Genomic DNA, 12,567 nt, shown 5'->3' with positions numbered 1-12,567 from the left:
GCTGTTGAGGTGAAATAGAGAATAACGCCAGCCGGCTGTGTGCGAAAGCACTTAAACGGCACATGTTGGCTGGCGATAATTCAAAGAGTGATTACGGGATCAACGACCCGCGCAGCGAATGCGGCTGCGCCGCGTCGATGTGCACATCGGCAAACTGGCCGATCAGGGTCGGATTATCGCAACGGAAGTTTACGATTCGGTTGTTCTCGGTACGTCCCTGCAATTCGCCGGGGTCTTTTTTCGAGTAGTCGGTGACCAGGATGCGCTGGGTCGAACCGACCATTTGTCGGCTGATCTCGAAGCCCTGCTGGTTCAGGCGGTGTTGCAGCGCGTTGAGGCGCTCTTTTTTCAGCGCTTCCGGGGTTTCGTCGAGCAAGTCGGCCGCCGGGGTGCCGGGGCGCTGGCTGTAGACGAACGAGTAGGAGAAGTCGAAACCGACGTCTTCGATCAGCTTCATGGTCTGCTGGAAGTCTTTCTCGGTCTCGCCGGGGAAGCCGACGATAAAGTCCGAGCTGATGCAGATACCCGGCACCGCCGCGCGCAGTTTGCGCAGTTTGGATTTGTACTCCAGGGCCGTGTGGTTGCGCTTCATCGCCGAGAGGATGCGGTCCGAGCCCGATTGCACCGGCAAGTGCAGGTGCTTGACCAGTTCCGGCACTTCGGCGTGGGCCTGGATCAGGCTGTCGGAGAACTCCAGTGGGTGTGAGGTGGTGTAGCGGATGCGCTCGATACCGTCCACGGCGGCGACCACGCGGATCAATTCCGCCAGGTCGGCCAGGCGGCCGTCGTGGGTCTGGCCGCGATAGCCGTTGACGTTCTGGCCCAGCAGGGTCACTTCGCGCACGCCGTTTTCGGCCAGGTGGATAATTTCCGACAGCACATCGTCAAATGGCCGGCTGACTTCCTCGCCACGGGTGTAGGGCACCACGCAGAAGGTGCAGTACTTGCTGCAGCCTTCCATCACCGACACGTAGGCACTCGGCCCGTCGATGCGCGGCTCGGGCAAATGGTCGAATTTTTCTATTTCAGGGAATGACACGTCGACCTGCGGCAGCTTGGTAAAGCGCGCGGCGTCGATCATTTCCGGCAGGCGGTGCAAGGTCTGCGGGCCGAAGACCACGTCGACATAGGGCGCGCGGTCGCGGATCGCGGCGCCTTCCTGGCTGGCCACGCAACCGCCGACGGCGATCACCATGTCCGGGTTGGCCAGTTTCAATTCGCGCCAGCGGCCCAGTTGCGAGTACACACGGTCCTGGGCCCGCTCGCGGATCGAGCAGGTATTGAGCAGGATCACGTCGGCATCTTCGGCGCGGGCGGTGACTTCCAGGGCCTGGTGTTCGCCCAGCAGATCGACCATGCGCGAGCTGTCGTACTCGTTCATCTGGCAACCGTGGGTTTCGATGTAAAGCTTCTTGGCCATGGGAATCGTCAACTGGTGGTAAAGAACCGCGCATTATAGGGGGCATGCCCATTGGTTCCTAGCGTTGTGCATCGGGTGCCATGCTATAGTTCGCGCCCTCTTTTATATCCCCGATGTGTTGTTCGCCCACCATGACCAAACGTGAAGCTCCAATCTACAAGGTGATTTTCCTCAACCAGGGCCAGGTGTTCGAAATGTACGCCAAGCAGATCTATCAGAGCGATCTGTGGGGTTTCCTGGAGGTGGAAGAGTTCGTCTTTGGCGAGCGCACCCAGTTGGTCGTCGACCCGGGCGAAGAGAAGCTCAAGGCGCAGTTCGAAGGCGTGGTGCGCAGCTTTGTGCCGATGCATTCGATTGTGCGCATCGATGAGGTCGAGCGTTTGGGCACGCCGAAGATCAGTGAAGCACGTGGCACCAGCAACGTGATGCCGTTTCCAATGCCGATGCCAGAGAAGTAACGGCGCTGTCAGGGCAGGGGTGAGAAGGGCGAACGCCCGTCGGCACTCTGCAATTCCTGCAGATAATTGCGGAAAATCTGCCCCAGCACCTGGGTCGCCACTTCCAACTCATCGCGCTGCATGTGCTCGGCCACTTCATCGGCTGTATCCAGCGCGTCTTCTGCGCCGTTGACCGCGGCCATTTTCAGCACGATATACGCTTGGACGTTGTTGGCCGGCACGCCTTCGCCTTTGAAGAACATATTGCCCAATTCGAATTGCGCTTGGGCGTGCCCCTGCAACGAGGCTTTCTCGAAGTAGCTCAAGGCTTTGTTGAGGTCGCGGGCCGGGTTTTTGCTGTCGTGAAAGTACTCGCCCAACTCGTATTGCGCCTGCGCATCCCCGCCGTCGGCCTGTTTCTGGCACGCGCTCAGGGCTTCGGCCTGGCTGTCTGGCTGGGTATTGAGGGTGCAACGACCCATCGCTGGGATTAACAACGAGTTGCCGCCTGCTTGTGCATGTGCCAGCAGCGGCTGAAGGAGCAACAGGCAGCCCAGAACCAGGGTGCGGCCGGTGCGTTTCATGGGAATCGACTTACCTCTGACGGGGCGCGCGGACCCTCGGGGGATCCAATAAGCGCGCATTATGAAATAAGCAGGCCTCTGCTTACAAAGTCTTTACTCGTTTTTCTGCTGCTTGGGCAAGTTATCTGCCGGATTGCAGGTGATTTCTCGAAAAAACTCGGAAATTTCTGTAAGCAAAGTAGCAAATCAGACACCGATTGCGCGGTGCCTGATTTTTGCGGCCAATTATTTCAGTGCAGCGAAGGCGCGTTCGGCGGCATCGAGGGTCAGTTTCAACTCGGCTTCGCCATGGGCGATCGAGGTGAAGCCGGCTTCAAAAGCACTTGGCGCCAGGTAAACGCCGCCTTCCAACATCAGGTGGAAGAAGCGCTTGAACAGATCGGCGTCGCTGCCCATCACGTCATCAAAGGTGACGATATCGTCGGCGCCGCTGAAATACAGACCGAACATCCCACCCGCCTGGGTGGTGACAAACGGAATGCCGGCGGCATCGGCGCGCTGCTGCAGGCCGTCGAGCAGGCGCGTGGTGTAGTCGGTCAGCTCGGCGTGGAAGCCCGGGCGGCTGATCAGGCGCAGGGTGGTCAGGCCGGCAGCCATGGCCAACGGGTTACCCGACAAGGTGCCCGCCTGATACACGGGGCCCAGTGGCGCGATGTGCTGCATGATGTCTCGCTTGCCGCCGAAGCAGCCCACCGGCATGCCACCGCCGATGATCTTGCCGAAGGTGCTCAGGTCCGGCGTGACGCCGTAGTGAGCCTGTGCGCCGCCGAGGGCGACGCGGAAACCGGTCATCACTTCGTCGAAAATCAGCACCACGCCGTGCTTGTCGCACTGCTCGCGCAGGCCTTCGAGGAAGCCCGGCGCCGGGGGTACACAGTTCATGTTGCCGGCCACCGGCTCGACGATGATGCAGGCCACGTCCTGGCCCACTTCGTTGAGCATCTGCTCGACGGCGGCGATGTCGTTGAACGGCAGGGTCAGGGTGTGTTTGGCGAACGCCGCCGGCACACCGGCCGAGCTGGGCACGCCTTGGGTCAGCAGGCCGGAACCGGCTTTCACCAGCAGGCTGTCGGAGTGACCGTGGTAGCAGCCTTCGAACTTGATGATGCTGTCGCGGCCGGTGAAACCACGGGCCAGGCGGATCGCGCTCATGGTGGCTTCGGTGCCGGAGCTGACCATGCGCACCATTTCCATCGACGGTACGATCGAGCAGACCAGATCGGCCATCTCGGTTTCCATGGCGGTCGGCGCGCCGTAGGACAGGCCGTGTTCCAGTTGCTTGCGCACCGCGTCCAACACGTCCGGGTGGCTGTGGCCGAGGATCATCGGGCCCCAGGAGCCGACGTAGTCCACGTAGCGCTTATCATCTTCGTCGGTGACGTAGGCGCCTTCGGCATGCTTGAAGAACAGCGGCGTGCCGCCCACGCTCTTGAACGCACGCACGGGGGAGTTAACACCGCCGGGGATGTGTTTCTGGGCATTGGCAAACAGCGTTTCGGAACGGGACATGATCGGGCTCTCTTGAATCAAATCTGAAAAAGGGCGTTGAACGCACGGGCGCGGCGCGTGACTTCCTGGGTGCTGTCGGCGCCAAACAAGCCGTGCACCACTGCAAGCAGATCGGCGCCGTGGGCCACCAAGGGTTCGGCGTTCTCCAGGGTGACGCCGCCAATCACGCAGATCGGCAGCTGCAAACGTGCACGGGCCTGGGCCAGCATCTCTGTGGTGGCGGCCGGTGCGCCGGGCTTGGTGTTGGAATTGAAGAAGCGGCCGAAGGCGACATAGCTGGCGCCTTCCTTGGCGGCCTGCTCGGCCAGTTCGATCTGGCTGTGACAGGTGGAACCGATGATGGCTTTGGAGCCTAGCAGGGCACGGGCCGGGGTCAGCGGGCCGTCGGTCTGGCCCAGGTGCACGCCGACGCCGAGGCGCGCAGCCAGTTCGGCGTCGTCGTTGATGATCAACTGGGTCTTGTAGCGCGAGCACAGCTCCCGCAGCTTTTCTGCTTCACGCAGGCGCCGGGCTTCGTCGCTGCTTTTGTCGCGGTATTGCAGCAGGGTCACGCCACCGTCCAACGCTGCTTCGACGTAGGCGAGGAATTTACCGGCCAACAGTTGGCTGTCGGTAATGGCGTAAAGGCCACGTAGTTTCATCGGGCAGGCCCCTCTGTCGTCTTACGAGCAAAAATCCAGCGGCAGCCGGCGCGGTACAAACTGGCCCTGGCCGAGTTGTTCGGCATCACGCAAGGTGCGCCAAGTGTAGTTGAGGGCCGATTGCACGGCGCTCACCAAACCTTCGCCTTGGGCAATCCGGCCGGACAACGCACTGGCCAACGTACAGCCCGAACCGTGATAGCTGCCGGGCAGGCGCTGGCAGGTAAAGGTCTGGCGCGTGCCGTCGCGGCTGTAGAGGCGGTTGTGCACTTCGTGCTCGTCGCCATGGCCGCCGGTGATCAATAGGTGCTTGATGTACGGCAGCAGCTTCTCGGCGCATTCGTCCGCCGTGCCTTCAGGCAGCTCCGCGAGTATGCGCGCTTCCGGCAGGTTGGGCGTGGCGATCAGCGACAGCGGGAACAGTCGCTCGCGCATTGCATAACCGACTTCGTCCTTGCCCAGGCTGCCACCACCGCCGGCGCGCAGCACCGGGTCGCACACCACCGGAAGGTGCGGATGCGCCAGCAGCAATTCGACTACGGTGTCGACCATCGCGGTGGAGCCGAGCATGCCCAGCTTGACTGCCGCCACTTCGGAATCGCCGAGCACTGCATTGGCCTGGGCCAGCACCCACTCGCGGTCGAGCACGCGGAAATCGCTGACATTGACGGTGTTTTGCACGGTCAAGGCGGTGACGGCCGGAGCCGCATGGCAACCCTGGGCGAGCAGGGCTTCGATATCTGCCTGCAGGCCGGCGCCACCACTGGGGTCATGGCCGGAGAGACAGAGGACAACGGGACGAGAGCTGTAGATATTCATGATGCGCGAGCTTACCACCAAACGCTTTTGGCGGGGCCGTCTGGCGATGGTTGAATTTTGCCATCGCAGTGACGCTTTTTTGGCGGTTTTGTACTCGGTTAAAATCGCTGAAAGCCGCGTTCTAGAGCCTTTCAAAAAATTATTTCAATGGTGCCTAGTGGCCTTTAGCAGCTATGCTAGAGTGGATCCAAACTACTAACTGTATTGCCGGTGTACGTCTTCTCAAAAGGAATGGGGGGCTTTTTGACATAACCGGACAGGCCACGCTGGGGCTCTATGCGCTATTTGCTGATTTTATTGTTGTGCGGGTTGCCGATGCTCGCCAACGCCATCGAGTTCAACCAGGACACGCAAAGCCTGCCGTTGGGCCGAGCCATGCAAGTGCTCGAAGACCCGACCGATGCCCTCACCATCGCGGATGTGATCGCGCCGTCCGCCACCGCGCAGTTCAAGCCCCACGATAAAGACACCCTGAATGCTGGCTACTCGCGCTCGGTGTTCTGGCTCAAGGTCAATCTGCAGTACCTACCCACTCATCCCGAAGCGCAGCGCACCTGGTTGCTGGAGCTGGCGTACCCGCCGCTCGACCATCTTGACCTCTACTTGCCCGACAACAGCGGCACTTATCGGCTGGCTGGGCGTACCGGGGATGCGCTGCCGTTTTCCGCCCGTGAGATTCGCCAGAACAACTACTTGTTCAAGGTCGACTTCACGCCGGGCGAGGCAAAAACTGTTTACCTGCGCTTGCAAAGCGAGGGCTCGATCCAGGCGCCTCTGACGCTGTGGTCCAGCACCGCCTACCTGGAACAACAGCCGCTGCGCCTGTATGTGCTGGGCCTGATCTATGGCGTGTTGCTGGGGATGCTGGTCTATAACCTGTTCATCTACCTTAGCGTGCGCGACACCAGCTACCTCTATTACATCTTTTATATCGCCTCGTTTGGCATGTATCAGCTGTCGGTCAATGGTGCGGCGGTGGAGTATTTCTGGCCGAACAATCCTTGGTGGGCGAATGCCGCGACGCCTTTCCTGATCGGCTCGGCGGCGTTGTTCGGCAGCCTGTTTGCGCGCAGCTTTTTGCACACGGCCCAGCACAGTCGCTGGATCAACCGGCTGTTGCTGGCGCTGGTGGCCTGCGGTGGCGTGGTGATGCTGCTGTCGTTGATGACCAGCTACGCGCTGGCACTGCGCCTGGCCACCGGTTTGGCCCTGGTGTTTACCGTGACTATTTTTGTCGCCGCCATCAAGGCCTGGTATTGCGGCCAGCGCGTGGCGCGCTATTTCATCATTGCCTGGTCGGCGTTCCTGCTAGGTGGAGTGGTGAATACGCTGATGGTGCTGGGCTATCTGCCTAACGTATTCCTAACCATGTACGCCAGCCAGATCGGCTCGGCGATTGAAGTGGCGCTGCTGTCCCTGGCCCTGGCCGACCGCATCAATTCCATGCGTGAGCAACAAGCGCAGATCCTGCTCGATGCCAGCCAAAAACTTGAAGTGCTCAACCAGCAATTGGCCCGCAGCAACCGCCTCAAGGACGAGTTCCTCGCCACCCTGACCCACGAACTGCGTACGCCCATGAACGGCGTGATCGGCTCCCTCGAACTGATGCAGACCGTGCCCCTGGACGCGGACCTGGCGCAATACCATCAAACCGCCGCCGGTTCGGCGCGGGACATGATGCGCATGGTCAACGGCATTCTCACCCTCACCGAATTGCAGGCCGGCCGCTTGAGCGCCCAACCTCAGGTATTCAGCCTGCGCGGTACGCTCGACACCTTGCGCCAGCAGTTCACCGCCAGCGCCCAGAGCAAAGGCCTGGCGTTCTCCATCGATGTGGCGGACGAGTTGCCGGACCGCGTACTGGGCGACGCCGACAAACTGCTGCAGTGCCTGGATTGCCTGCTGGACAACGCCTTCAAGTTCACCCACGAAGGCTCGGTGCGCCTGCGCGTGGTCGGTGTGCCCCAGAGTGACGGTGGCTTGCGCTTGAGCTTTATCGTGACCGACACCGGAATCGGCTTTGCCTTCCTTGACGAGGCGACCCTGTACCAGCGCTTCTTCCAACTGGATGGCTCCATGACGCGCGAGTACGGCGGCCTGGGTATCGGCCTGGCAATCTGCCGGCAACTGATCGAGCTGCTGGGCGGGCGTCTCACCCATCATTCCGAGCCGCGCAAAGGCAGCCGCTTCCAGTTGGAAGTGGAGGTCAGCCCGTTAGCACCTGAATCCAAGCCTGCGCCGGACAAGCAGCGCGCACCTCAGGAGTGTTCGGTATTGTTGGTGGATGACAACAGCGTCGGCCAATTGGTGGTGCGTGGCATGCTGCTCAAGCTCGGTTACCGGGTGAAAACCGTGGACACTGGCCCGAACGCTTTGGCCGCCTTGCAAGCAGGAGATTTCGACGCGGTACTGTTGGATATTCCTGAAGGTGGTTTCTCGTTGTGTTGTCAGATCCGTGCATTGCCTGGCTGCGGTGAGTTACCGGTAATCGCCTTGAGTACGTCGCTGAATGCGTCGGAGCGTGAGCGCTGCCACGGCATCGGCCTCTCCGATCGCCTGGCCAAACCTGTGCGTTTCGAGGCCTTACAGGCGGTGTTGGAGCGTCGGTTGTTGTGTCCGGCAGAGGGCGAAAGCGCCGGACATTCGGCGGGTATGCCACTTTTTTAAGCGCCATGGCAGTGCTTAACTGAAAAAACCGGCCTCAATCGACGGGCACCGTGTAGGAGCGAGCTTGCTCGCGAAGAATGTCAAGGATAACGCGAGCACCCTGTAAAAACGCGGTGCTCTCACGTTCTTCGCGAGCAAGCTCGCTCCTACAAACAGCCTCAATCGAAATGGGCCTTTTTCCAGGAGGCCCGTCATGAACCTGCATCAGTTTGCCGAAACCCACGACGTCACCAATCAGCCACCGTCCCTGGACGGCACCAACCTGTACCGTATCGATTTGCCCCTGCAGGAATGGTCGCGCCGCTTTGGCGCTGGCTGGGCAGAAGCGCGTATCGATGCCTATGGCGCGCTGGCCGGTGGGCCGTTGATGGAGGCCGGGTTCCTGGCGAACCAGAACAAACCGGTGTTCAACAGCCATGACCGATATGGCCATCGCATCGACCTGGTGGAGTTTCACCCGGCTTACCACGAACTCATGCGCACGGCCGTCGAACATGGCTTGCCGTCGCTGCCGTGGGCGCATCCGCAGTCCGGCGCCCATGTGGCCCGCGCCGCCATGACCTACCTGCACAGCCAGGCCGAAGCCGGCACCGGCTGTCCGCTGACCATGACCTTCGCTTGCGTGCCTGCCCTGCGCCTGCAACCGGATTTGGCCAAGACCTGGCTGCCGAAAATCCTCAATACCCAATACGACCCGCGCAATGTCGGCATCGCTCACAAGGCCGGTGCCACTATCGGCATGGCCATGACCGAGAAACAGGGTGGCACTGACGTGCGCGCCAACACCACTCGCGCCTATCCGGCGGGGGCCGGCGGTCCGGGCCAGGCCTATGAACTGGTGGGCCACAAGTGGTTCTGCTCGGCACCGATGTGCGATGCCTTCCTGACCCTGGCGCAAACTGACAAGGGCCTGACCTGCTTCCTGCTGCCCCGACACCGCCCGGATGACACGCGCAACGAGTTCTACATCCAGCGTCTGAAAAACAAACTGGGCAACTGCTCCAACGCCTCCAGCGAAGTAGAGTTCCGTGGTGCCCTGGCCTGGATGATCGGTGAGGAAGGCCGTGGCGTGCCAACTATCATCGAAATGGTCGCCATGACCCGCTTCGATTGCATGGTCGGCTCCAGCGCATTGATGCGCCAGGCGCTGACCCAGGCCAGCCATCATTGTGCCCATCGTTTGGTGGGGGGGCGGGTGCTCAGCGAACAACCCTTGATGCAAAACGTGCTGGCGGACCTGGCGTTGGAAAGCGAGTCCGCGTTGGCCCTGAGCCTGCGCATGGGCCGCGCATTGGATCATTTAGGCGATGAGCAGGAAGCCAAGTTCGCCAGGCTCGTCACAGCCGTGGGCAAGTATTGGATCTGCAAACGCGCCCCGGCCATGATCAATGAAGCCGCCGAGTGCATGGGCGGTGCCGGGTATGTCGAGGACAGCATCTTGCCGCGCTTGTACCGTGAGGCACCGGTGAATTCAACGTGGGAAGGTTCCGGCAACGTGCAGTGCCTGGACGTGCTGCGCGCGTTGTCGAAAGAGCCGGGCGTGCTGGAAGCGCTGTTTGTCGAGCTGGGGGATGGGCATGGCGACCGGCTGCTGACGCGGCATATCGAGCAATTGAAGTCAGCCTTTATGGACACCCAGGACATCCAATACCGTGCGCGCCAGCTTACCGAAGACATCGCCGTGGCGTTGCAGGCCAAGCTGTTGCTGGAAGCCGGCAATGCGGCCGTCAGCGATGGGTTTATCGCCAGTCGCTTGGGCGAATCGTCCGGTCGGGTGTATGGCACGTTGCCGCGAGGTGTGGATGTAGCGGCGATTTTCGCCAGGTCCACACCTTGTTGATTGCATTCAAAGTTTGCGTCTGACGGGGATACAGGCAAGATAAAGGCCTGCACGTCAGAACACAGGATGCTTACCGTGACCGAAGCTTTTGTTGTCGTTCAAACCGCTGAAGAAGCCGTGGACCGGCTGGCGGCCCTGCATGAGCGTGCCACGGGCGCGCTCAATCAAGCCCTCAAGCAATACCTCAAGGACCGCGTCGAACCCGACGCCGAACAACGTGCGTTGTTTCGCTACCCGGAACTGCGCCTGACCTACCACTGCCACGGCGAAGTCCCACAGACCACCCGCGCATATGCCAAGGTTCAGTTGCCGGGAACCTACAGCGTCACCGTCACCCATCCTGCGGCGTTCCGTAAATACCTGCTGGAGCAACTGGTGCCGCTGATGCACGACTTCACCGTGACGGTGGAAGTGGGCGTCAGCCAGCAGAACATCCCGTACCCGTACGTGGTAGAGCAGGGCGATGAACTGGCCGGCTCCGGTGTGACTGCGGCGACCCTGGCCCGCGTATTTCCGAGTACCGACCTGTCGGCCGCCACTGATGGCATCGCCGATGGCCTGTATGACTGGGAAAACACAGACCCGCTGCCCCTGGCACTGTTCGATGCGGCGCGCGTGGACTTTTCCCTGCGTCGCCTCGTGCACTACACCGGCAGCGACTGGCGCCATGTGCAGCCGTGGATCCTACTGACCAACTACCACCGTTATGTCGACCAGTTCATCCTGCATGGCCTGGAACAACTGCGCAGCGACCCGCGTTTTATCCGCATGGTGCTGCCGGGCAACGTAGTGATCGACAAGGCGATGGACCACGGTGAAGCCTCCGCGATTGCTGCCGGGGTGGTGTGGCACCGTTATCAGATGCCGGCTTATCACTTGCAAGCCACTGACGGCCACGGCGTGACCCTGGTGAATATTGGCGTCGGCCCGTCCAACGCGAAGAACATCACCGACCACCTGGCCGTGCTGCGTCCGCATTGCTGGCTGATGATCGGTCACTGTGGCGGCCTGCGCCAATCCCAGACCATCGGCGATTACGTGCTGGCTCACGCCTACATGCGCCGCGACGGGATTCTCGACCGCGTCGTGCCGCCGAACATCCCGATCCCGGCCCTGGCCGAAGTGCAGTTGGCCTTGCAGCAAGCGGCGGCCAACGTCACCGGTGAAAAAGGCGAAGAGCTGAAAAAACGCCTGCGCACCGGCACCGTGTTGACTTACGACGACCGTAACTGGGAACTGCGCTGGGCACAGGAGCGGCCGCTGATCAACTTGTCCCGCGCCGTGGCCGTGGACATGGAAAGCGGCACCATCGCCGCCCAGGGTTATCGCTTGCGGGTGCCGTACGGCACTTTGCTGTGTGTGTCGGATAAGCCACTGCACAGTGAGATCAAGCTGCCCGGTTCGGCCAACGCATTCTATGAGCGTGCGGTCAGCCAGCACTTGAAGATCGGCATCGAGGCGGTGGATTTGCTGCGCACCGAACTCAACTCGCTGCACTCGCGCAAACTGCGCAGCTTCGACGAGCCGCCATTCCGCTAAGCGGTTGGGATGGTCATTTAACGGTCAGGCCACTAGCATTGTCGGTCCTGACCGTTAGATGTTCCTTTGCCATGTCCCGTCCCACTCGTCCCGATTCGCGCCGCCCTGGCGTGAAACCTCCGTATTCCGCAGCGCGGCGTGTCGCCAAGGCGCCACCGGCCGAGCCGAAACTGATCCTGTTCAATAAACCCTTCGACGTGCTGACCCAGTTCAGCGACGAAGGCGGGCGGGCGACGCTCAAGGATTTCATCGACATCCCCGGCATCTACCCGGCGGGCCGCCTGGACCGTGACAGCGAAGGCTTGTTGTTGCTGACCAACGATGGCCAGTTGCAGGCGCGGATTGCCGACCCCAAGCACAAGCTGGCGAAAACCTACTGGGTGCAGGTGGAAGGCGAACCGACCGAAGAACAGCTGCAACGCCTGCGCGATGGCGTCGAACTGAATGACGGCAAGACCCTGCCGGCCGAAGCGCGGCGGTTGGACGAGCCTGAGTTATGGCCGCGTAACCCGCCGGTGCGCTTTCGCAAAAACATACCGACGTACTGGCTTGAATTGGTGATTCGCGAGGGGCGTAACCGCCAGGTACGGCGCATGACCGCTGCCGTGGGGTTGCCCACCCTGCGTCTGGTGCGCGTGCGCATTGGCGACTGGACGATTGACGGCCTGGATCAAGGCCAGTGGAAGGAAGTGCCGGCGCGCTTATAAGGCGCCGGACTCGATCAGGCCGATCACCACGCTCTTGATGATGAACGCGGCCACGCCCAGGCCCAACACGAAGAACAGGATAAACGAGCCAAAACGCCCGGCCTTGGACTTCTTCGCCAGGTCCCAGACGATAAAGCCCATGAAAATGATCAGGATCGTGACCAGACCGGTCATCATCCATTCTTCGAAGAGGGCGGGGTCGATGTTGTTCATGGTGACGTTTCCGACAGGGCAAGCGGCAAGTATACGGCAGTGCTCCGGCTCAGCATTGACCTGCGTCGGTGCGTCGCACGCAGGTCCCTGTAGGAGCGAGCTTGCTCGCGAAGATCGTTAACGATGACTCGGTAACCCTGAGTGAATGTGGCACTCTCAGGTTTTTCGCGAGCAAGCTCGCTCCTACAGGT

At 61.2% G+C, this 12,567-nt stretch carries 11 protein-coding genes; 5 read left to right on the top strand and 6 right to left on the bottom strand.

The genetic code is table 11. The annotated features are described in order from the left end of the window. Positions 1–91: 91 nt before the first annotated feature. The gene (gene miaB, locus CI807_RS02440) at positions 92–1,420 is read right to left on the bottom strand and encodes a tRNA (N6-isopentenyl adenosine(37)-C2)-methylthiotransferase MiaB (RefSeq protein ID WP_028618062.1); all 1,329 of its coding nucleotides are present in this window, start codon (positions 1,418–1,420) and stop codon (positions 92–94) included. 131 nt (positions 1,421–1,551) lie between these two features. Between miaB and CI807_RS02435 the strand changes: the two genes are divergently transcribed. After that, positions 1,552–1,878 (top strand): DUF1820 family protein, encoded by a 327-nt coding sequence (locus tag CI807_RS02435; protein ID WP_003194436.1) that lies wholly within the window; start codon positions 1,552–1,554, stop codon positions 1,876–1,878. Positions 1,879–1,886: 8 nt separating this feature from the next. Here CI807_RS02435 and CI807_RS02430 read toward each other — a convergent pair whose 3' ends face one another. From CI807_RS02430 to CI807_RS02415, 4 genes are all read right to left on the bottom strand, one after another. Then, complete coding sequence (locus CI807_RS02430) at positions 1,887–2,441, bottom strand: tetratricopeptide repeat protein (RefSeq protein ID WP_010206766.1); 555 nt, start codon at positions 2,439–2,441, stop codon at positions 1,887–1,889. Between the two features lie 225 nt (positions 2,442–2,666). Continuing rightward, entirely contained in the window at positions 2,667–3,950 is a 1,284-nt protein-coding gene (gene hemL / locus CI807_RS02425) for a glutamate-1-semialdehyde 2,1-aminomutase (protein ID WP_033896452.1), read from the bottom strand. A 17-nt stretch (positions 3,951–3,967) separates the two neighbouring features. Next, positions 3,968–4,591 carry a thiamine phosphate synthase gene (thiE, locus tag CI807_RS02420; protein WP_095013639.1) on the bottom strand — a complete coding sequence of 208 codons (624 nt, stop codon included), beginning with the start codon at positions 4,589–4,591 and terminating at the stop codon, positions 3,968–3,970. A gap of 21 nt (positions 4,592–4,612) precedes the next feature. Next, a complete protein-coding gene (locus tag CI807_RS02415) occupies positions 4,613–5,410 on the bottom strand; it encodes a hydroxymethylpyrimidine/phosphomethylpyrimidine kinase (RefSeq protein ID WP_095013638.1) in 798 nt (265 codons plus the stop codon). 276 nt (positions 5,411–5,686) lie between these two features. On the opposite strand from CI807_RS02415, the gene CI807_RS02410 reads away from it, so the two are divergent. The 4 genes from CI807_RS02410 (at position 5,687) to CI807_RS02395 (ending at position 12,163) form a co-directional block, all read left to right on the top strand. Beyond that, positions 5,687–8,077, top strand: a complete 2,391-nt coding sequence (locus tag CI807_RS02410; protein WP_095013637.1) for a hybrid sensor histidine kinase/response regulator — start codon at positions 5,687–5,689, stop codon at positions 8,075–8,077. Positions 8,078–8,270: 193 nt separating this feature from the next. Next, the gene (locus CI807_RS02405) at positions 8,271–9,917 is read left to right on the top strand and encodes an acyl-CoA dehydrogenase family protein (RefSeq protein WP_095013636.1); all 1,647 of its coding nucleotides are present in this window, start codon (positions 8,271–8,273) and stop codon (positions 9,915–9,917) included. A gap of 66 nt (positions 9,918–9,983) precedes the next feature. Beyond that, positions 9,984–11,456 carry an AMP nucleosidase gene (amn, locus tag CI807_RS02400; protein WP_161634128.1) on the top strand — a complete coding sequence of 491 codons (1,473 nt, stop codon included), beginning with the start codon at positions 9,984–9,986 and terminating at the stop codon, positions 11,454–11,456. A gap of 71 nt (positions 11,457–11,527) precedes the next feature. Further along, positions 11,528–12,163, top strand: coding sequence for a pseudouridine synthase (locus CI807_RS02395; RefSeq protein WP_025999908.1), 636 nt, complete (start codon positions 11,528–11,530; stop codon positions 12,161–12,163). On the opposite strand, the gene CI807_RS02390 is transcribed toward CI807_RS02395, so the two are convergent. After that, positions 12,158–12,367 (bottom strand): DUF2788 domain-containing protein, encoded by a 210-nt coding sequence (locus tag CI807_RS02390; protein ID WP_025999909.1) that lies wholly within the window; start codon positions 12,365–12,367, stop codon positions 12,158–12,160. The genes CI807_RS02395 and CI807_RS02390 overlap by 6 nt on opposite strands. Positions 12,368–12,567: the final 200 nt, after the last annotated feature.

It is taken from the genome of Pseudomonas sp. NS1(2017) (genome assembly GCF_002269425.1).
GTDB lineage: Bacteria > Pseudomonadota > Gammaproteobacteria > Pseudomonadales > Pseudomonadaceae > Aquipseudomonas > Aquipseudomonas reactans.
This window is presented reverse-complemented; position numbering and strand designations above follow the sequence as displayed.